16 protein-coding genes are annotated in these 21,492 nt (G+C 52.4%); 7 read left to right on the top strand and 9 right to left on the bottom strand.

Translation table 11 applies throughout. From position 1 onward, the window contains the following. Window positions 1-31: 31 nt before the first annotated feature. Window positions 32-1,000, bottom strand: coding sequence for a TAXI family TRAP transporter solute-binding subunit (locus ACO07T_RS19395; RefSeq protein WP_422050757.1), 969 nt, complete (start codon window positions 998-1,000; stop codon window positions 32-34). A 222-nt stretch (window positions 1,001-1,222) separates the two neighbouring features. On the opposite strand from ACO07T_RS19395, the gene ACO07T_RS19390 reads away from it, so the two are divergent. Together ACO07T_RS19390 and ACO07T_RS19385 are read left to right on the top strand one after the other, a co-directional pair. Next, window positions 1,223-1,978, top strand: a complete 756-nt coding sequence (locus ACO07T_RS19390) for a substrate-binding periplasmic protein (protein ID WP_422050756.1) — start codon at window positions 1,223-1,225, stop codon at window positions 1,976-1,978. Further along, complete coding sequence (locus tag ACO07T_RS19385) at window positions 1,975-4,683, top strand: ATP-binding protein (RefSeq protein ID WP_422050755.1); 2,709 nt, start codon at window positions 1,975-1,977, stop codon at window positions 4,681-4,683. Before ACO07T_RS19390 ends, ACO07T_RS19385 begins: the two co-directional genes overlap by 4 nt. On the opposite strand, the gene ACO07T_RS19380 is transcribed toward ACO07T_RS19385, so the two are convergent. After that, window positions 4,668-5,486 carry a response regulator gene (locus ACO07T_RS19380; protein ID WP_422050754.1) on the bottom strand — a complete coding sequence of 273 codons (819 nt, stop codon included), beginning with the start codon at window positions 5,484-5,486 and terminating at the stop codon, window positions 4,668-4,670. The genes ACO07T_RS19385 and ACO07T_RS19380 overlap by 16 nt on opposite strands. A 150-nt stretch (window positions 5,487-5,636) precedes the next feature. Between ACO07T_RS19380 and ACO07T_RS19375 the strand changes: the two genes are divergently transcribed. The 4 genes from ACO07T_RS19375 to ACO07T_RS19360 all read left to right on the top strand — a co-directional run bounded on the left by ACO07T_RS19375 (window position 5,637) and on the right by ACO07T_RS19360 (window position 10,784). Further along, the gene (locus ACO07T_RS19375; RefSeq protein WP_422051054.1) at window positions 5,637-6,887 is read left to right on the top strand and encodes a sarcosine oxidase subunit beta family protein; all 1,251 of its coding nucleotides are present in this window, start codon (window positions 5,637-5,639) and stop codon (window positions 6,885-6,887) included. 111 nt (window positions 6,888-6,998) lie between these two features. After that, window positions 6,999-7,286: a sarcosine oxidase subunit delta gene (locus ACO07T_RS19370; protein ID WP_422050753.1), complete on the top strand. Its 288-nt coding sequence runs from the start codon at window positions 6,999-7,001 to the stop codon at window positions 7,284-7,286. Beyond that, the gene (locus ACO07T_RS19365) at window positions 7,283-10,231 is read left to right on the top strand and encodes a sarcosine oxidase subunit alpha family protein (RefSeq protein WP_422050752.1); all 2,949 of its coding nucleotides are present in this window, start codon (window positions 7,283-7,285) and stop codon (window positions 10,229-10,231) included. Before ACO07T_RS19370 ends, ACO07T_RS19365 begins: the two co-directional genes overlap by 4 nt. Then, a complete protein-coding gene (locus ACO07T_RS19360; protein ID WP_422050751.1) occupies window positions 10,224-10,784 on the top strand; it encodes a sarcosine oxidase subunit gamma in 561 nt (186 codons plus the stop codon). The genes ACO07T_RS19365 and ACO07T_RS19360 overlap by 8 nt, the downstream gene beginning before the upstream one ends. Window positions 10,785-11,762: 978 nt before the next feature. Here the strand turns inward: ACO07T_RS19360 and ACO07T_RS19355 are convergent. Then, window positions 11,763-12,929, bottom strand: coding sequence for a glycosyltransferase family 4 protein (locus ACO07T_RS19355; protein ID WP_422050750.1), 1,167 nt, complete (start codon window positions 12,927-12,929; stop codon window positions 11,763-11,765). A gap of 413 nt (window positions 12,930-13,342) precedes the next feature. Here ACO07T_RS19355 and ACO07T_RS19350 point away from each other — a divergent pair, with 413 nt between their 5' ends. Next, window positions 13,343-14,524, top strand: coding sequence for a Gfo/Idh/MocA family protein (locus ACO07T_RS19350; RefSeq protein ID WP_422050749.1), 1,182 nt, complete (start codon window positions 13,343-13,345; stop codon window positions 14,522-14,524). Between the two features lie 26 nt (window positions 14,525-14,550). On the opposite strand, the gene ACO07T_RS19345 is transcribed toward ACO07T_RS19350, so the two are convergent. Genes ACO07T_RS19345 through ACO07T_RS19320 form a run of 6 tightly spaced genes read right to left on the bottom strand, consistent with a single transcriptional unit; the run spans window position 14,551 to window position 21,386 of the window. Then, window positions 14,551-15,579 (bottom strand): lysylphosphatidylglycerol synthase transmembrane domain-containing protein, encoded by a 1,029-nt coding sequence (locus ACO07T_RS19345; protein ID WP_422050748.1) that lies wholly within the window; start codon window positions 15,577-15,579, stop codon window positions 14,551-14,553. Then, window positions 15,572-16,312, bottom strand: coding sequence for an acyltransferase (locus ACO07T_RS19340; protein WP_422050747.1), 741 nt, complete (start codon window positions 16,310-16,312; stop codon window positions 15,572-15,574). The genes ACO07T_RS19345 and ACO07T_RS19340 overlap by 8 nt, the downstream gene beginning before the upstream one ends. A 49-nt stretch (window positions 16,313-16,361) precedes the next feature. Then, entirely contained in the window at window positions 16,362-17,690 is a 1,329-nt protein-coding gene (locus ACO07T_RS19335; protein ID WP_422050746.1) for an O-antigen ligase family protein, read from the bottom strand. Next, the gene (locus tag ACO07T_RS19330) at window positions 17,687-19,270 is read right to left on the bottom strand and encodes a GMC family oxidoreductase (RefSeq protein WP_422050745.1); all 1,584 of its coding nucleotides are present in this window, start codon (window positions 19,268-19,270) and stop codon (window positions 17,687-17,689) included. Before ACO07T_RS19330 ends, ACO07T_RS19335 begins: the two co-directional genes overlap by 4 nt. Beyond that, entirely contained in the window at window positions 19,270-20,448 is a 1,179-nt protein-coding gene (locus tag ACO07T_RS19325) for a glycosyltransferase (RefSeq protein WP_422050744.1), read from the bottom strand. The genes ACO07T_RS19330 and ACO07T_RS19325 overlap by 1 nt, the downstream gene beginning before the upstream one ends. Beyond that, window positions 20,445-21,386, bottom strand: a complete 942-nt coding sequence (locus ACO07T_RS19320) for a sulfotransferase family protein (protein ID WP_422050743.1) — start codon at window positions 21,384-21,386, stop codon at window positions 20,445-20,447. Before ACO07T_RS19320 ends, ACO07T_RS19325 begins: the two co-directional genes overlap by 4 nt. Window positions 21,387-21,492: the final 106 nt, after the last annotated feature.

The raw sequence follows: 21,492 nt of genomic DNA, 5'->3' as shown, positions 1-21,492 counted from the left end.
CACCGATTAGGTGGGGGCAGTTGGGAGGAAATTACTTCCAGCCGCGTTCTTGGTAGTATTTCATCGCGCCTGGGTGGATTTCTGCGGTCAGGCCATCCGAAACCATTTCAGTTTCTTTCAGGTTGGCGAAGGCTGGGTGCAGTTTGCGGAAGCCATCAAAGTTTTCAAAGATGGCCTTTACCACTTCGTAGACAACTTCGTCAGATGCTTCAGCAGATGTCACGATGGTGGCTTTGGGCCCCCAGGATGGCAGATCATCTGGGTTGCCAGGGTACATGCCGCCGGGAATGGTCGCAGGCGCATAGGCCGAGTTGTCCGCCAGCAGCTTGTCGATGCCTTCACCAGACAAAGGAATGATTTTCACATCGCAAGTGGAGGTCGCTTCCTGAGAAGAGCCGTTGGGCAGGCCGGCGGCCCAGATGGTCGCATCGATTTTGCCGTCACACAGCGCTGCGGCTTGCTCAGAGGACTTCAGCTCTGCTGCCAGAGAAAAATCGTCAACGGAGAGACCTTCATATTTCAGCAGTGTTTCTGCCAGAACGCGGGTGCCGGAACCAGGGTTTGCGATATTTACGCGCTTGCCTTTGAGGTCTGCAGTGGTCGTGATGCCAGCATCTGCGCGTGCCATCAGGTGCATTGGCTCAGGGTGTACGGAGAACAGGGAGCGCAGGCCGCTGTAAGGACCGTCTTCGGAGAATTGGTCGGTGCCGTTGATGGATTTCACCTGAACGTCAGACTGGATCACACCAAAGTCCAGTTCGCCCTGACGGATGGTGCGTGCGTTGTAAACTGAACCACCGGTGGATTCTACGGAGCAGCGGATGTTGTGCTCTTTGCGGCCTTTGTTCACCAGACGGCAGATCGCACCGCCGGTAGGATAATAGACACCTGTCACACCGCCGGTTCCGATCGTCACAAAGGTCTGATCCGCTGCGGAAACAGCACTTGCACCCATGGTAAGAGCCAGCAAAGCACCTGTAATTTTCTTGGTCTTGGACATGTTTTCCTCCTGTTGAATTACCATACGCCATATGCCCGCTGCCATAAGTCGGCAGAGGCGAGCATCAACGCTTTGTCCGAAAGTTGGTTACCAGCGAAGCCCGCGCCTTTGTGAGAGACAAAAAAGTTACGCTGTGACCGTAATTTTTCTGAGGGCTGGAAACATTGCCTTGGGCAAAAGCCGGTGGTTACAGTTCCACGTAACTGCGACGGAGCCTTCAAAATGAAAATCCTTTTGGAAAAAGCCATTCCTTTTGTGGTGGCAATTTGTTGCTGCGCCAATTTGGCGAAGCCTGGCAACGCAGAGGTTTGGGTCGTCGGGTCGATGGAGGGTTTTGCGCCGTTCAATTATACGGTCGACGGCCAGTACCGCGGGATCGACGTGCAAATCCTCAATGAAGCGGCTGAGAAGATAAATGTTGAACTGGAGCACCGTCCCTTACCTTGGAACCGCGCCTTGCTGGATTTTAACGCCGGAAATCTGGATGCTGTTTTTCAGCTTGCACCAACGAAGGAACGTTTTGAGAAGTGGAATATGGTTGGCCCCTTGCGCCGCACAAAAACGGTTTACGTAACTCTGATTGACAGCCCTATAGAGGACATCCGGTCACTTAACGAATTAGATGGGCTGATTGTAGGCGTCGTGTCAGGATTTACCTATGAAGACAGTTTTGACCGACATCCCGACATTGCCCGCGAGATGTCAAAGGATGATTTCACCAATATATTAAAGCTCATGCTGGGGCGGTCAGATGTCATTGTCGGTGGTCACGCCACGCTTGCGCATATCATTGACGACATGGGATTGACCGAGAAATTGCGCTTTCTTCCGACACCCTTGGTTGAGCAAGAGCGCTATATTGCATTCCCACGAGATGGAGACGGGGACGACATGGCAAACCGCTTGCAAGGCTCTCTGAGCGCCATGCATTCTTCTGGCCGCATCCGTGAAATTGTTCAGGAGCATTTTGAGGAATGAGAGGCACACGTCTGCATCGATTGGGGGTAACACCCAAGATCGCGATAGCGGCGGGCATCATTGGCATCCTCTCTGGGTTCGTTCTGGGCGTTGTGACCCTTTGGCTTGAAGGAACACAGCGGGTTGACACGGCCCGTCAAAACGCCGACCGCATCATTCGCGCCACTTTGCCGCAAATCGAAAGCGCCTATTGGGAAGTCGATATCCCCGACACACTGGCCTTTATGGGGGGGCTATTAAAAGATCCCGTGATCACCGAAGCATGGATTGAGGATCCGCTGTTAAGCGACAGCCTGCGGGAAAGTGCGGGCATTGGTGATTTGTCGGTCGCACGCACCGCACAGGTAAAAGCGCCAAGCGTCGCACGTTGGTTTGGCTTCGGCGCAGATGGCGATGAAACCTACCGCTTTGCCCTGCACAGCAAGCGAGATGGGGCCGATATCGGGACTCTTTTTGCCATTTACTCCTATCAGTCCATCGGAGCTGAAATGGTCGCCCGAAGTTTGGTGGTGCTTGGCTCTAGCATTCTTCAGACACTTCTCGTGACCAGCGCGATTTTCCTTTTGGTGCAGGTGACCGTTATTCGCCCAATTACTCGCCTGCAGATGGCAGCATTACGTGTGCGTGATGGGCATAAATTCGAACTCACCGATCGCGACCGCCACATGCTTGATCCGCACCGCAGAGACGAAATCTCACGACTTGCACGCGCCTTTGGGAGAACAGTCGGTGAGCTGGAAGATAGCCGGGACAATCTGAAATCCATCGTGGACGATCGCACACAAGAGTTGGTGGCGGCACGAAATGAGGCCGTGGAAGCGTCGCAAGCGAAATCCGTCTTTCTCGCCAATATGAGCCACGAGTTGCGCACGCCAATGAATGCCATCATTGGGCTATCCGAGGTGCTGTTGAGGGACGGATACAACGATCGAACGCCCCGCTACATTCAAGATATGCGCGCTGCAGCGGCCCATTTGTCGCAAAATATCAATTCGGTGCTGGATCTCTCCAAAATTGAAGCGGGGGAAATGGCATTGGAGAACGTATGGTTCTCTGTGGATGAGTTTTTGGATAGCGTGATGATGCAAACTCGCGCTTTGTTGCAACAAAAGCCGGTGCGCTTGATCTGGAACTACGCACCGGACCTTCCTCGTGAGATCTTTGCTGACCCGCTCAGATTGCGGCAAGTGGTGATGAACTTTGCTTCTAACGCTGTGAAGTTCACTGACCAAGGAGAGATCTGCATCAATGCCTGTTGCGAGATGCTTGATCAGAACAAGGGTCACCTCACCCTTAGTGTCCGCGACACTGGCATTGGAATTTCACCGGAGCAGACCGAGGAAATTTTCAAACCATTTGGACAGGCAGATACTTCTACCACCCGAAAATATGGTGGGACCGGACTGGGACTGTCCATTGCTTTGCGCTCAGCGGAACAAATGGGTGGGACCTTGAATGTAGAAAGCGAGACTGGCCAAGGTGCCTGTTTTTCATTTGATTTTGTTGTCCCCAGCAAGCCCGCGCTCTACGGACAGGACAGAAAACTGACGATCCCGGTTTTGGGGGAAGGTCACCAACGGGCCTCGGTAGCTGCTATGGCGCAAAGAGTTGGTGGCCAGTTGGCTGAAGAGGGCGCGGCTGTTCGAGCTCTTGTGGATAGCGACCACGTTACTTTTTTGCGTGAAGAGTTAAACGCTACACCGGCGATATCGATCGACCTTCCAATCACACACGGCGAATTTCTTGAGGCGGTGAAACGCTCTCAAAATCAAACCAATGAGCCCAAATCAACGCCAGATATTTTGGCAAGGCGCGACATTCTTGTGGTGGAGGATAATCGGATTAATCAATCGGTCTTTGAAGCGTTGATTGGCGGGTTTGGTGCTGATGTACGAACGGCCGCCAACGGCCTTGAAGCAATAGAGCACGTGGCGAAAGCCATGCCTGACATGATCTTGATGGACCTACATATGCCCATGATGGATGGTCACCGCACCATGCAAAAGCTTCAAGAGGACTACGGCGGTAAACTGGCCCCGGTCATCGCTACGTCGGCCAACGCCACCCCAGAAGAGTACCAAAAGTGTCGCTCTGCCGGCTTTGCCGAATTTTTGCCCAAGCCGGTCGACCCTGCCAAGTTGCAAGCGGTGCTGGAAGAACACGTGCCAACTACGCAGGCGCCAAAGCACTTAGATCGCCAGCAGGGCCTCTTCCTCGCAGGGGGAAATCGCCTGCTTTATGAACAAAATTTGGTACGCTTTCGCGAGCAACTTAAGGGTTGGTGGCAAGCACTGTCGGGCGGAGGCGTTGCGCCCGACGATATGAACTCCACACTTCATGTCATTAAGGGATCTGCACGCACCGTGGGTGCTGTGCCGCTCGCCGAAGCGGCCCAGAAGACTGAAACTGATCAGGCGCATCTCAAATTTGTATTGAGCGAAATCGAAGTTTTGTCCGAAGAACTTACCTTGGAGGATTTGGGGTTAGAGGAGACCTCAACCCAACATCCTGCCAGTTGGGAGGCGCTAATTGAGTTGATCCAAAGTCATGATATGGCGTCTTTAGGTCATGCCAAGATGCTCCACAAAAGCGAACACTTCAGTAAAGAGTTCGTCGAACTGATAGATGCACTCGAAAAGTTGGACTTTGTTAAGGCTCTTCGGCTGGCCAAAGATGGGTGTCCGCGATCTCACTCTGACCGATAAGCCTCGATCTCTTTGGCCATTTTTGTCAGCAGGTTTTCGGCCTTTTGCAATCTGTCCGCGCGACGTGTGAGCAGGCTTTCTAGTGCGCTCCTGGACTGTCGCAGTTCGATTTGAGTACGGATGCGCGCACTCAAGACCGCGGGTACCACTGGGCGTGAAATGAAATCAGAAGCGCCTAGTTCCAAACCTTTGGTCTCATCTGCCGGATCATCCAAATTTGTTACAAAGATGATCGGTATTTCCGCGAGACTGGCCGTCGCTTTGATGCGGCGGCATGCTTCGTAGCCATCCATGTCCGGCATTCGGATGTCCAATAAGACGAGATCTACGCTCTCTTTGGACAAATAGGACAGAGCACCCTGCCCAGAGCGTTGCGCAATGACGCGATAGCTCTCGCTGAGCAGTCCGTAAAGATGATGAATATTGTCGGCGGAATCGTCGACGACCAACAGAGTCGGCTTGTCATCGTGTTCCAGAGGTACCTCTAGTAGATCCGCCTCAGGGGCTAACTCATTCTCATTTGCCCCTCCCGTGAGCTCATTTGCAGCGGAGGCAATTGCCCATAGATTTGGCGAAACGGTTGCGTAGAACTGTTGCCCTGTCAGACCCATGGCGGCCGTATTGGCGTCTCGTTCAAACAACTTAACACCCAAATGCGCTTCTAACGCGCGGATTTGGCGGCTTACCGCTTCCCGCGAGACATTCAACTCTTCTGCGGCTGTGGTGAAAGATCCCAGCCGCGCGGCTGCCTCAAAGGCAACCAGTGACGTCAAAGGGGGCAGCTGTCGTTTCAATTGCTTCATGCGAGGCATGTGAATGGAAACCACAGCTCTGTGCAAGTGGGCGAACCCGCTTTTGTGCGATGTGACGGAAATGGAGCAATGACTGACCAAAACGCGTCTGTGAAAACCAAACCACAACCGTCATTTTCGCTTCAAATGAATGAGGATGCGATGCGTTACAGCGGATTTCGAGTGATCAAGGAAGCCCTGACAGGCCACAAGGGGTGGCGCCCAACTTGGCGCGATGCCACTCCTCAAGCAGACTATGATTTTGTCATAATCGGCGGTGGTGGTCACGGGCTTGCAGCGGCTTACTACTTGGCGAAACAATTTGGTCAGAAGCGGATCGCGGTTCTGGAAAAAGGCTGGATCGGCGGCGGCAACGTTGGACGCAATACGACGATTGTACGTTCCAACTACATGCTCGACGGGAATGAGCCGTTTTATGAGTTTTCGCTGAAGCTCTGGGAAGGGCTTGAACAAGAGCTGAACTTCAACGCAATGGTCAGCCAGCGCGGTATCTTGAATCTGTATCACACGGACGGACAACGAGATGCGTTCCGGCGTCGAGGCAATGCAATGATCCTGAATGGCTCAGATGCCGAGCTTTTGGACGCAGAGGGCGTGCGCGCCATGTATCCCTTTCTGAATTTTGAGAACGCTAGGTTCCCGATCCGAGGAGGCTTACTGCATCGGCGCGGTGGAACGGTACGCCATGATGCCGTAGCTTGGGGCTACGCACGCGGTGCAGATCGGCATGGCGTCGACATCATCCAGAACTGTGAAGTCACCGGCTTCCGTATTGAAAACGGCAAAGTCCTCGGCGTGGAAACCTCACGCGGATACATTGGTGCAAAAAAAGTAGCAGCATCCGTTGCTGGCAGCTCAAGCCGCCTGATGGCCCTTGCTGGCATGCGACTCCCAATAGAGAGCCATGTACTGCAAGCTTTTGTCTCAGAGGGGCTAAAACCTACGATTCCAGGGGTGATTACCTATGGTGCGGGGCACTTTTATTGCAGCCAGTCTGACAAAGGTGGCCTTGTATTTGGCGGCGACATAGATGGGTACAACTCTTATGCGCAACGGGGCAATCTGCCTGTTGTTGAAGATGTTGTGGAAAGTGGCGTCTCCCTGATCCCTGCGCTGGGGCGCGTGCGCCTGTTGCGCAGTTGGGGCGGCATCATGGACATGTCCATGGATGGGTCGCCTTTCATCGACAAAACTCACATCGAGGGGCTCTATTTTAACGGAGGTTGGTGTTACGGCGGCTTCAAGGCAACCCCGGCAGCCGGGTGGTGCTTGGCGCATCTCTTGTCGACTGACCGACCGCATGAAACGGCTCAAGCCTATCGGCTGGATCGTTTCCAAACGGGTCACATGATTGACGAAAAAGGGCAGGGTGCCCAACCAAATCTGCACTAAGGACACCACCATGATCAACAAACTTGACCAGGGTCCGATCCCGAATTGGCTTCCCTGCAGCGAGGGACTTGCAGTGCACTACGCCGTTTTTGGGCCGTTGGAGACTAAAACATGCTGATCAATCATCCTCTTTTGGGACCACGCGATGTCTCTGAATTTACCTATTTGGGCGACGCCTCGTTGATGAACCGCCCCGATTGGCAGGCCGAGAACGCGGTTCAGGCGTTCCACGACTACCTCTATTTGCGAGACAATCCGGCGGGTCTGCATCGGGAACTCTGGTTTCACGAACAGGGTGATCGGTCATGGTTGGTCGTGACGCGCAACACACTGACACATGAAATTGTTTCCGTGGAAATGGCCAGCGAAACAAGACGATCGGGAGGAGCTGCCCAATGAGTGTCAACAGACTACAGGGCGGTCTGATAGACCACACCGCGCCGTTAAACTTCACTTTTGATGGGCAGAATTATGAGGGCCGCCAAGGTGATACCCTTGCTTCTGCCTTGTTGGCCAATGGCGTGCGCCTCATGGGGCGGTCGTTTAAGTATCACCGCCCGAGAGGTGTCGTTACGGCTGGATCAGAGGAACCAAACGCGCTGGTCATATTGCGCGAGGGCGGCCGTCAGGAGCCCAATACAAGGGCGACAACTATCGAGCTTTTTGACGGGCTCAGCGCAAAAAGCCAAAACCACATGGGGTCTCTCAAATATGACTTTCTTGGCATTAACGATCGGTTCGCACCGTTCTTCGCCGCGGGTTTCTATTATAAAACGTTCATGTGGCCGAAAGCCTTTTGGGAAAAGCTCTATGAACCGTTGATCCGCCGCGCTGCGGGTCTCGGCAGCATATCGTTTGAAGATGATCCTGATGTCTACGACAAAGGCTTTTTGCATTGTGACCTTCTGGTTATCGGTGCTGGGCCTGCGGGTTTGGCGGCTGCACTCACAGCAGGGCACGCTGGCGCCCGTGTGATCATTGCAGAAGAGGACTTCTTACTTGGCGGCCGCCTTTTGGCGGAAACTCAAGAGCTGGATGGCGCGGCCGGGATCGACTGGGTGGCGAAAATCCAAGCAGAATTAGTATCGCTCGATAATGTACGTATCATGCCGCGTACCACCGTTGTCGGAGCGTATGATCACGGCATCTATGGCGCAGTCGAGCGTGTGTCTGATCATTTGGCAGCCCCGCAACCCGGTAAGCCGCGTCAGATATTTTGGCGTATTTATTCCAAGCGTGCTCTTGTCTGTGCTGGAGCTATTGAGCGCCCGATCGCATTTGAAAACAATGACCGCCCGGGCGTCATGCTGGCAGGAGCAGTCCGCGCTTACGCCAATCGTTGGGCCACGACGCCGGACCAAAGTGTTGTGGTCTTTACCAACAACGATGACGGGCACCGCACAGCGAGAGACCTACTGACAAAGGGCGTTTCTGTGCCTGCAGTGATTGATACGCGGCATAATGCGCCATTTGTCAATGGCACAGAGGTTCTGGCGGGCGCTCAGATTATCGACACCAAAGGCAGACTTGGTGTTAAATCGGTGACTGTCAAATTAGCCAATGGAAAAACGCGCATTATCCCTTGCGGCGCCGTTGCGGTTTCTGGCGGTTGGAATCCCAATCTGGGACTAACTTGTCATCAACGTGGTCGACCTGTGTGGAACAACGCAATTCATGCATTTGTGCCAGGAGGGGCGCTGCCCGTGGGCCAGTCCGTCGCAGGGGCTGCATGCGGTGACATGACCACCTCACAGGCTTTGATGGGAGGGGCCCAACGCGCAATGGACGCTTTGGCAGCCCTTGGCATCACCGCAAAGGAGATCGAGTTGCCGCAAGTTGCGGAGGAACCTTGCAACATCACACCTTTCTGGCATGTCCAAGGTGCCAAACGCGCTTGGGTCGACTTCCAAAACGATGTGACGGTTAAAGATGTGAAACTGGCGCATCAGGAAGGTTTCCGCTCAGTCGAGCACCTGAAACGATATACCACGCTTGGCATGGCAACGGATCAGGGCAAAACCGCGAATGTCACCGGATTGGCTGTGATGGCCGAGATAACGGGAAAGTCCATACCGGAAACAGGTACAACCATCTTCCGCCCCCCATATGTACCGGTATCAATGGGCACTCTGGCTGGTCGTTCCGTTGGCGCTGAGTTCCACCCTGTCCGCAAGACTCCCAGTCATAATTGGGCGGAGGAGCAAGGCGCTGTCTTTATGGAAACCGGCAATTGGTTGCGTGCGCAGTACTTCCCTCGCAAAGGCGAAAGTCACTGGCGCGAAACGGTCGACCGCGAAGTTCTGACAACTCGCAATTGCGTGGGCGTTTGCGACGTAACCACTCTTGGCAAAATTGACGTTCAGGGTGCGGACGCCGCCGCATTTCTCAACAAGATTTACGCCAACGGCTTTGCAAAATTAGCAATCGGCAAAGTCCGCTATGGCTTGATGCTGCGCGAAGATGGCATCGCGTATGATGATGGGACTGCAGCCCGGTTTGCCGAGGACCATTTCGTCGTGACGACCACAACTGCAAACGCTGTGCTGGTCTACCGAAACATGGAATTCGCCCGCCAATGTTTGTTCCCTGAGATGGATGTCCAACTGATCTCCACAACGGAAGCTTGGGCGCAATACGCAATCGCGGGACCTAATGCACGCAAGCTGTTGCAGAAGATTGTTGATCCTGATCACGACCTCAGCAACGAGGCTTTCCCGTTCATGAGCTGCGGTGAGATCACAATCTGTGGTGGGTTGCGTGCCCGTCTGTTCCGAATTTCCTTCTCTGGCGAGCTGGCCTATGAGCTGGCCGTACCAACCCGGTACGGTGATGCTTTGATGCGCCGCCTAATGACAGAGGGAGAAGAGTTTGGCGTAACTCCATATGGCACAGAAGCACTTGGCGTGATGCGAATTGAAAAAGGCCACGCTGTTGCAGCTGAAATCAACGGCACCACCACAGCTGCCAATCTCGGTATGGGGCGAATGGTGTCCAAGAAAAAAGACAGTATCGGAAGCACTTTGTCAGAACGTTCGGGGCTGAACGGGGATGATGATTTGCGCCTCGTGGGCTTGAAAGCTGTCGGAGAAGGTGTGGTAACCGCGGGCGCTCACCTCATGAATGCAAATGGTCCTGTTGATGCCAAACATGACCAGGGCTACGTCACATCAGCGGCCTATTCTCCGGTGCTGGAACGCTCCATTGGTCTTGGGTTACTAAAAGATGGTGCCAATCGTATGGGAGAAACCCTTCGCATGGTGAACCCTCTTGAGGGCAAGGAGGCCACGGTAGAGGTGGTATCCGCTCATTTCATTGACCCCGAAGGAGGGCGTTTGCGTGTTTGATTTGAAACCCACCACCGCGCTTGGAGAAGAGAACGCGCGCATTGATGTCGTCGGTGCGTTCACCATCTCTGAAAACTCAAACTGCTCGCTTGCCTCGCTGGCTGCCTGCAAAGGGCAAGAAGAAACTGTCGCCGGTGCTATTGAGAGCGCTCTTGGGATCGACCTACCCGGCCCAGGAGGTTGTGTGACCAAAGATGATCATCGCGTCTGGTGGTCCGGTCCCGGTCAGTGGATGATTGAAGCGGATCACGACACGCACCCTCTTCTGGCCGGAGAGGTCAAAGAGATCGTCAGAGACGCTGGCGCTGTGACAGAGCAGACCGATGGCTGGTGCCGGTTTGATATCGAAGGCGCCAGCCCGGAGGCCTTGTTTGAACGCCTCTGTGCTGTCGACATACTCGGCTTGGCTACAGATACCGCAACGCGCACCAGCATCCATCACATCGGTTGTTTTCTAATCCGGGAAGAGGCGCGCTTTAATGTAATCGGCCCACGTTCGTCTGCTGGTTCGCTGCACGGTGCTTTGGCTGAGGTGGCCGCAGGGTTGCCTTGAATTGTCCGAGAAACAGTGAGGCGGATGTTTGACTTGATGTCAGAAAGCTGGACGGTTGGTTAAGGTGTATCCAAGACCTTTGGAGGGATACGAACACGGCGAAGCGCCGGAATTTTATAGGTCAGTTTAAGGCCAAGGTGGCGTTGGAGGCGCTGCGTGGCAACAGGACCGTGCAGGAGATCGCAGCGAAACATCAGTTATATACAAAACAGGCTAACACCTGGAAGCGCTCGATGATCCAGCGAGATCACCCCGAGCTGAGTATCAGTCAGCAATGCAAACTGGTGCAGCTGTCGCGGTCGGCGCTCTACCATACCTCAGTCGGGATTGATGCTGACACGTTGGCGATGAGGAAAGAGATCGATCGTATGTTCACCAAGTATCCATTTTTCCATTGCAGCCAGGCGATTTGGGATAGCTAGATCTGCCGAGAGGGGCGGAGGCTAGATCGTGGCCTTTCTGCGCTGTGAAGGCACGATTGTCGGGCCTTACCGCGGCAGGCGGCTGATGCGAAGATGACGCTGGAAACGATCTACAAGGGCCTCCGAACCCGCCAGCTACATCCCCAGCATCCCGTTTACCCGTACCTGCTGAGGAAGATGGTGATAGACCGTCTGAACCAAGTCTGGTGCGCTGACTTCACCGTTGCTCCAGTACGGAACGGCTTCCTGAATATGGTCGCGATCATGGATTAGGCCAAGCGTAAGGTCTTGAGATGATGGCTCTCGAACAGGATGCACGCAGAATTTTGCACAAATGCATTGAAAGAACTCATCACTAGACACGGCCCACCGAGATCATGAATTCAGATCAAGCATCGCAATTCACCGGATCGGTGTGTATCACAACATTGACCAACGCTGAGGTGCACATCTCGATGGACGGTCGAGACAGATATAGACGCGATTCCCGGAAAACCAGTTTTAAAGCGGGATTTGCTCACTAGGCTCGGGTCACTTCAGCCAACTTGATGCATTCTCAGGTTAGCACCCTAGAAGCCACGATTGTCTCATAGAATTCGGACAATCGTGCCTGAAACGCCGCGTGGCTAAACTCTGCTTTCACGCGTTCTTTGGCACGTGCGGCGAGCGCCTTAGCGGCTTCCGGATTTGCAGTCAAGTGCAGCAATCCTTGGGCCATCGCTTCAGGCGTCGGTGCAACCAAATGAGCGATATCTTCGCCAATCACCTGGGTGTGGGTTGAGAGGGCAGTGGCGAGCAATGGGCGGCCGCTGTCTAGGTATGAATAGACCTTCATCGGCGTGTTGACACCTATTAGGCGTGGAGACACGACGATGTCAGCGGCCCTCAGATATGCTCGAAGTGCAGAAATCGGACGCGGCCCCAAAAAATGGCTGACGTCGCCGATACCGAGATCAGCGGCTTTGGCTTTATATCGCGTAATGTCTTCGCTGGCCCCGCCAATCACGACCAGATGCATCCGCCTTTGGGGGAGGGCGCGGGCAAGTCCTTCCATCAGCAGATCCAGCCCCTGGTAGTGTTCAAGATTTCCCACATACATCGCCACGGGAGCATCAAACCTAGCATCAGATGTGTCGACATCGTCCTGCTTTATCAAGGCTCCGTCGAGCAAGCTGACATCTGTGATAGTTTTGACAGGCAACTCTGGCGCATTCGCGCGGGCAATGCGTTCCAGCGCCGGGCAACATGTTATTGCAGCAGTCGCGCGCCTAAGTGCACCACGTTCCGTGGCTTCGAGCATACGTTTAATGGGCCCAGGGAGGTTATATTTCTCCTCGATTTGCATGGGAATTGAGGAGTCTAGATCAAATACATAAGGCACGCGAAAGATCGGTTTGAGCCATCGCGCGACGTAGGCCATTTCCTCCACTGCGTGGATAACATCATAGCGGTTGCGCGATAATATTGCGATGGCCATAGCTGTCATCAACAGGTCAGCGAAAGCTTTTTTTCCGGAAAAGCCAGGGCGAATGCCGCGCAATGGAGCCAGGTCGGCTACCCGAAAAATATTGACCCCCTTTATTTCCACAGGATCACCCTCAGCAAAGGTGAGCATGTCGATCTCATGTCCCTTTGCCGCAAGGCTTTCGAGCAACATGAGCAAAGCAATCGGAGTGCCGCGCAGAGAGAAAAATGGCTGCGGCGCTAAAACTAATATTCGCATCAAGACATCTCAAATTTAATAATGCTATTTACGCCGAAATCTCGTGGCGTCTTGTCTAAAGAACCGCATTTTCTGCCGCCATGGCTCCTGCAGTGAGAAACAGTCTCCAAACTCCCGGAGCATTTAGTCAAACCAATTTTGTCTGAACATGTAAATAATTCCGCCCCGTTGCAGGAATTCCAAGCCTTACAAAGCAAGGTTAGAGTGCTAACCATTTAGATGACTGATGCATTCGCGCAATATAGCGGCGGCTTATTGGGGCGAGACGTAATTCGTTGTCGTTGCGATTGTGCCGTTAGGCAAAATAGTGATAAGGAATGAGGTGTTAAGCTGATTAAATAACTATAATTTTTGTTCATTTTTTAATTGCGCCGACGGTCACTCAGTTATGGGTCTGTCGGTTCTGAGACTTTATGATGAAGAGTGACTTCGCTGAAAAAATCGGAATTGCCTTTGTAGGTTGTGGCTATGTTGCTGATCTGTATCAGGCCACCCTTAGCAATTGGACCGGGCTGTTAGATCTCAAGGGCGTACACGATATTTCCCTGGCTCGGCAGAGGCAATTTGCCAGCCACTATGGCGTACCGCAGTACGACAGTTTAGATGCGATCCTTACCGACCCGAACGTCCAGATTGTTGTCAATCTTACTCCGCCAGCGCAGCATTACGCGATCTCCCAAAAATGTCTCTCTGCCGGGCGGCATGTCTACTCTGAAAAGCCGCTGGCATTGGATTTGCCTGAAGCCAAGCATTTGGTAGATTTGGCACAAGAGAAAGGGTTGTACGTTGTTTCCGCACCCTCGAGTTTTTTGGGGCCAGCAGGACAGACTCTCTATCAGGCGGTGCGCAACCGCGAGCAGGGGGTGCCGCGTCTCGTTTATGCTGAGATGGACGATGGCATGGTTCATCGTATCGGTTATGAAAATTGGAAAACGGCTTCTGGCGCATATTGGCCGGCGGAGAATGAATTTGAGACGGGCTGCACATTGGAGCATGCCGGATATGCGCTGACTTGGCTTGTTGGCATGTTCGGTCCTGTTCGGCGGATGGTGTCTTTTGCAAGTTGCTTAGTGGCAGACAAAGGACCGGAAACACCAACCAACTACACCACGCCTGATTTCACTGCGGCCTGTCTGGAATTTGATGAGGGGTTGGTCGCGCGGCTAACCAACAGTATTGTCGCGCCACATGACCACCAGTTCCGTATCATGTGCGATGACGGCGTTTTGAGCGTCGACGAAACTTGGGATTTCTCCTCACCTGTACGATCCATTCCTTTACCAACAACCCGTCTGCAACGCGGAGCAAAGAAGCTCTTGGGCTTGGATTTTGGCAAGCGTCTACAGCCGGAAGCCTCGCGCGAAATTTCCACGGCTAAGCGGGGATACCCGATGGACTTTGCGCTTGGTGTTGCGGAGATGGCGATGGCGCTGAAGAGTGGTACACCCCCGCGTTTGGGCGGCGAGTTTTCTCTGCACATCACTGAAGTTTCTCTCGCGATTCAGCATCCGGAGATCTTTGGAGCAGAATATTATCCCACTTCAGCACCCGAAAAAATGGAACCGATGAAGGTGCTTGAGCTTTCTTGCTCTTAAAGGGAAGACGATCTTCGGTGTCCCGCTTATTCTTGGCTGCTCGCGTTTGACCAAACCAAAGGGTCCTCAGATGTGCCGCGTTGTCTCTTCCGCATCGCGAAGATGACACCACCTGCCACAGCCTGAAGTAAGACCATTCCAAACCCAATCCAAGCCAGTGATATGGCCTGAGCAGCACCAATTCCAAAAGCTCCAAAGAGGTAAACAAAAATCTGCTCGCGGATGCCAATACCGTTGACTGAAGCAGGGATCATCATGACAAAAAGCGAGATCGGAATGATCCCAAAATAGATCCAAACAGGAACCTCAATGCCAAGTGCTACTCCAATCAAATAATAGTGCAGCACTACGTTGGCCTGAAATACAAATGAAATTCCCATACATTTGTAGATCGCTCCCATTTCGGACCCAAAAGCTCGAGATGTTTCACCAATCTTGCCAGCAATACTCTGGAGCTTTTGAGCACCGGGCAGACTAAAGGTAGACGTTTGACGCCGTTCTTTACGCATCAATGCAAGGCCAATACTGGCAATCAAAAGAAGTACAAAAACCGCCAAGAGCACCCAATGAACGCCGGTTTGAGCAAGAATATCGCGCCCCACGAAAGGCAGTGCGAGCGCAGCTAAGACGAGCAGCCCAAACATACCTGTAAGCCGTTCCACAAAGAGAATTAGGAAAGAGCGCGTATAGGATCCTACGCGGTCAGAAATGTCGTAAGCCCTCATAAAGTCGCCACTCATCAGGCCTGGCAAAAATGCGTTGAAGAATATTCCGATTGTGTAGGCGCGGATCAGCTCCATTAAAGGTACGTCAAACTTCTGAGCAGCCAAGAGAATCCGCCAACGCCAAGAGCACAGCAGGTAACCAAAAACATTGAGGGAAAATGCCAGTAGAAGGATCACCGGATCAGCGTGGCCTATGGCCATCCAAATTTCATCCATGTTGTCTATTTGCTTGTACAGCAAATAGGTCAGCAAGCCGATGCTAATGACCGCCTTGATCAAGAATGAGATCACCGCCCGAAGACGACCCTTTCCAGATGGCGTTTCAGACATTTTCTTGGGTACGCTTTCGAATGAGTTTCGCCGGAACTCCCCCCATAATGCTGTAGGGTTCTACATCGTGGGTCACCACTGCCCCAGCGGAGATGATACTGCCATGCCCAATCCGCACGCCATCGAGTACACGTACGCCTGAACCTAGCCAAACATCATCTTCGATTTGAATACCAAGACAGTTTACGCCCTGAGAGATCATAGGGGTGTTTAAGTCTGCAAATCCATGATTTCCGGCTATGATGTGGCAATGACCTGCGATCAGGGCGTTGTCGCCAATGGTTAAGCCGCCGTGGCCATTCAATATAGTATAGGCACCAACAAAGCTGTTGCTCCCAACAGAAATGTGGCCTTCGTATCCAGTCTCAAACCGGACCCCCGCCATAATTTGTGTCTGTTCACCAACTGAAACGGATGCTTCTGTGCTCTTGATGTCAAAGACCGTGTTTTCGTCAACAAGTGCGCCCGCTTCCAGAGTGAGACGTTGTGGACACCTCAAAGTAACGCCACGGGAAATCGCTGCGCCTTTGCCAAGTTTGCCAATCAGGGCGCGGTAGATATTTTGTCGTAGCAGTAGCCCAAGCGCGCCGGGCAAATTCATAAGAAATAGTGTGCAAGCTTCATACTTTAGCAGATCAAAGAAACGTTCACTTCCAACGATCCGCTGCTGGTAGCTTTTGAGTGCACTTTGTTTGCCTTGCTGCAATCTGTTGTTACTGAAATTTTGCGTCATTCGCCGCTTTCAAAAACTTATCTATGAGGGTTCCCAACCGGGGCCGAAACTAAGCTCCATTCCAAGAAGCGGCAGGGTTGGTAAGAAAAGGGGGGCGCTGTGGCTGAATACGAACACTACTGAAACGGGCATTTTTCTTAAATTTAGTCTCAGGCGTTTTCACCCGAGACATAGCTGACATTAACCCCCCGGTTATGAATAGCATGGTGAGCAGTGCAAACGGCGCGATGAAGTCAGACTCGGTCATACTACGAGCTAGTGAAACCGAGCAGACACAGAGGAAAAATACAGTTGGGATCGGATTGGTCTGGCTTCTTGCAAGCAGGATGCTTCCGATTGTCCAGAGAACCGTCAGGATGCAGAAAAAGAGACCGATCAGTCCTTGGTGTACAGCAATTTCAAAATAGGAATTGTGAAAAGAAAAGGTTGCATAGGTGGCCTTGTGGAACTCTTCATAGATGCGGCTAGCCTGAGACAGTTTGTCATAAGGTGTCCAAAAGCCGCCAGCCCCAACGCCGAGAAGAGGGTCGTCCTCTATCTGGCGTGTTGCATATTCCCAGAGCAGCGTGCGGCCGGTTAATGTGGTGTCTTTACCGAACGCGCCAAGCACAGCATTGATGGGATCAATGCTTTGCGTCGTGAAAAAGGCCGAGGCGCTTAGTAGGAGCGCCGCTACCGCAAGAAAGCCCAGGGCGTAGAACCAACGACGTTTTAGAATGCCAGTCTGAGGTACGATTGCGAACAAGAAGGCGATCACTGCGATACCAAATGCCAAGAGCATAGCGGTGGCGGAGCTTGCCATATAAATTTGCCAAGCGGACAAAACCAGAGCGAACATCCCGAAGAGCTTTCGTTTCTTCGATGAATCCGGGTCAAAAACTATACACAAAGAGCAGAGCCATAGGATCACCATCGCTGTTCCCATGGCATTCTTACTCGAAAACACACCACGGGCACTAGTACCTGTACCTATGTAAGGCGCGAGAAAACTAAGTATGCCGTAGTAGGTCGCGGTCAGAGCCAGAGCTAAAATCAAATCACGGACCGTCAACCTTGTTGCAATGAAATAGCAGATCATGATTGTCAGGAGCAGTTGCAGGCCTGACCTTAGAATCAAGGTCGTCTCAACGCCCCATATTGCTGACAAAAGCCACCAAGCAGGAAAAAGGAAAAGGACGAAGCTGCGGGCAATCAATGGGAAAATCTTCTGGAAATCTCTTATGAACGCCCACGCGAAGTAGAGCGCCAGCGGGTAGAGTATGAGTTCGTCAAAGCGAAATTGTTTGAAAGTTACAAAAAACCACAGGGCGACAAGAATGAAATCCCGGCGGCGTTCGCGAATTTCCAAGACCTCCATGGGTGTCGCAGTAGCGGTCATTGCGTTACCTCACTTCGTTGGTGCCGTTTAAGGTGGTCTGCGAGCCGCAATGACATTGCCACAACCGAAAGCGTTGGATTGGCCTGTCCTGACACCGGAAAAACTGAGGCTGAGGCGACATAGAGATTGTCGATCCCATGTACGCGGCAGTTGCGATCAACGACCCCGGATCCCGGTGTGTCAGACATACGAGTAAGGCCTGCCTGATAATAGCCATCGCGGGCCTTGTCCTCGATGGCCTGCGCAAAAGTCTCATCGTCCGGCAACGCGATCTCAGCAACATTCGCTGCTTTGAGGCGCTTTGCCAAAAGCTTATGGCCAGCCATTAGCGCATCAATTGTGCGCTGTCCGTATCGAAAGTCTATCTGCAACATGCGCTGCCCGAATTTGTCTCTTTCTTCAGAAAGTGTAACCTGACTCCCGGATTCTGGGAAATGTTCGGCGTGATAAGCGAGAATGTATGGCCCGCGACCTACAAAGGCGAGACGTTGAGGGCGTCGCATCGAAGGCGGCATAAACCGTTGAGCCGCTGAACGCAGGATGTTTGATGCACCAATGGGATCTTTGATAACATTGGCAATATGATTGCCTGTATCTTCGAAATCTTTGGGCTTTTTGAGCAGTCTTTTAAGGGAGATCTCGCCAGAACTTTGCCTAGGATCTTCAGGGGGCAGGTTTTCAAGCCAGAAAGCCACGTTACTTGGTGCACCATCTAACAGGCAAAATCGACGCCGATACGGGCTGCGCCCGCGAGCACTTTGATAGCCGAATTGCTTGGCGAGTTGTGGATCAGTGAAAGTGATTTCAGCCATACCGCCGGTGAGGTGCCCCATGTAGTAGCGCCCAAGGGCATTTTCAGTGGAAGCAAAGATCTTGGGATGTGCAGCTTTTTCAAGCAGCAACATACGTGTGGTTTCAAGTCCGCCGCAGGCCAAAACGAGTTTTTTGCAGTGTAGGGCACATATTTGCCCTTCATGGGATAATGTGAGTCCACTCACTTGGTATTTTTTAGAAGTTTCCCAACGAAAGGAGAGAACGCGTGTCCTTGGTAAAAGATCAATGGGCTCAAGCCCGTTTTTGAGGCGCTCTTGCAGATTGGTCGCTTGGTCTTGGGCATTCAGGAGCTCCACTTTTTTGAGGCAGACCCCTGGAATGTCTGGATTATTTGAGACTGAGGGGTGTTCAAATGTCGAATCTGCTTTGAGAAATTCCGCGGCTGGAGCGATCCACCGAGCATACTCATTGAAACTTATCGGCCAGGGATGCTTGTGGCGCGAACGGTCTTGCGCAAAATCTTCTGGGTCAAATGGCATGCAGCGCCCGCCCCAGCCAAGTAATGTTCCTGCCACCGCTTCGCGGTTTGTACGATGCCGTGGATCGTGAGTGTCGGTTGAAAGATGAATATCTCTACGCTCACTAGGATCAATTGTCCCTTCGTCAAAGCCCCCCTGTTCGATGACAATAACCTTCACACCTGCTTGCCCAAGTGACAAAGCCAGTGCCAAGCCAGCAGCGCCCGCTCCAATAACGCAAACATCGTAGTTCTTCGAATGGGCGATTTGCAGGGTAACGGCCGTCATCAGAGCTTTGCCGCCTGTTCTATGGATACTGCATTTCGTTGACGGCGCTTCAAGCCAATCATCTTTCTCAAGGTAGTGATCGGAGCGGCTTGAATTGGCCCTAGGCGAGAACAGCTACCTGTATCGTTTTGCAGGGCGCTCAGTCTTTCGGGGATGGCCTTGCTTGCATATTGCTGTGCCGCACGCTCACGGATATCTGCGCAGTTCTGCCGGGTTGCTTTGACGTTTGTACGAAGAGATCGAACCAGATCATGAACGTCTGTCGGGTTGGCGTATTGCGCCATCGACCCAAACGTATCTCGTAGGCTTGGGCTCAGTACACAGGGGCGCTCCATCAACATTGCTTCAAGGATCGTGCGTCCGAAGGCTTCGACCCACTTGTGACTGTGGAAGTAGGAAAAAACATCTAAACTTTCGACGAAACGGTCCACAGGTTCGTTGTTGAATGGCACAATCTTCCAACCTTCTAAATTGGCGCCGAGAGAAATGAGGTGCGCTTCTGGGCACCCCATAACGCGTGTTCGCCAGCCAGCCTCCCGTGGAGCAACATGTGCCGCAACATCAGCTGCAGTGTCCGGCCATTTTAGCGGATCTTCACGGCTGTGACGGCCAACCGTTGCTATTGGCCCATCAAAAACGGGACGGTTTGACATCCAATTGCCGGTATCAAAGGAGTTCACCCAATCGGCGCTTGTTAGCCGTATAAATGGCAGGAAACTGCGCAGATGTTTTCGGATGACGCCTGAGACTGGTGCCCACATGGGCCGAATACCAAAAGACTGTTCGACATATCGTGTTGTGGCAATCGGGTCATATTCAAGTGATCCATCACCACGAAATGGAGGATGATGGCTCACCAAAACGGATGTGTTTGAACGAATTTTAGCGTTTTCTTGCACTCGATGTGCGAAGGTCAGCGGGTGGTGAAAAAAGGTGGTGTCAGCAACAACATATGCTTCCGGTTTGATGACTTTGACACCTGGTAAATCAGCCAACGCCGCTAACGCTGTGTTTTTTCCTGTGCCCGCATCAATGAAAAATCCGGAAGTCACTTCCAGTAATCCAATTGTCAAACCAGCAGCATGAAAAGCATGGGCGTCAGTCAAAATCGCGCTCGCCGTTCCCCCGGTGAATCTTGGGTCATAAACAAGCAGGATATCTATCCGGCTGGCTGTCATTCGCTAAACCCTGGCCAGACTTGTGACAGATCGCGCCCCAACAGCTCCGATAACCCGGCATTTCTGAGCGACAAATGCCCTGTCAGGTATCTGGCTGTTTCTGACTTCATTGCGGGCGGCTTCTGAGCTGTGAGCAGGATCGGATTAATCCGCTTAAACCACTGATAATGAATTTTTTTTCTGATGGCATGAGACAAGCCAGATTCATGCCCCATGTGATTACGATAGCGGCGAGAAACGATTGGCTGGCCGAGATAATTGATCAGCTGCTGGCCCTTGGGCAAGGAGGGAAAGTTGGTGCGGTTGAACCAAGTTTTTAGCGTTTCTACGTCCATATTCGAGGCTCCAATATGGGCGGTAACACCGTCTAAATAAGCCTGTTTATCGCTCAAAAAATCTTCAAATAGTGCGACATGCACATTATCACGGCCAAATACTCGAAAATACTCCGCAAGATGCGGCGCATAAGTGGAGCCGAGTAAGATCGAGCTGTGCGCGCTAATGGCTTTTTCAAAACCACAGGTTAGACGGCCGCTGCACATCAAGTGCCAATACTGAGAGTAGGCGCGCTTTACGGGGTTTCTCAATAGAAAGACCAGTTTCACGTCTGGCAATAGTCTTTTAATGCGGCGCGCAGCGACCGCAGAAAAGAGATAGGTTGTAGAATCCTCCCCGACGAGCTGATGATTTTGGAACTCAGAAAAGCACGACGTATACCAACTCAAATTGGGTGTGTTCTCTGGGCTCGGATCGAACCACTTCAGGCCTTTTTCGGTTTCAGTCAGAAAGTCAGGATGCGTGATCGGATCATCCGCATCAAAGAAATGGATTTCCTGATCGGGGATGCCGATTTCCGGATTTTGCCCAAGTATAAAATGCAACGACGTCGTGCCACATTTCGGCGCACCGCCGATGATAAAGTCAGGTAATCTTGTCAAAGTTCAATGACCTTGAGAGTCAGATAAGAAAAATAAAAAATGTCGATCAAAAGACATACAGAGATTAACCCGAGTCGATTGTGGAATCTACAATTCGTATCTTTTT

This window comes from Shimia sp. (assembly GCF_965227725.1).
In the GTDB taxonomy this organism is placed as follows: domain Bacteria; phylum Pseudomonadota; class Alphaproteobacteria; order Rhodobacterales; family Rhodobacteraceae; genus Shimia.
This window is presented reverse-complemented; position numbering and strand designations above follow the sequence as displayed.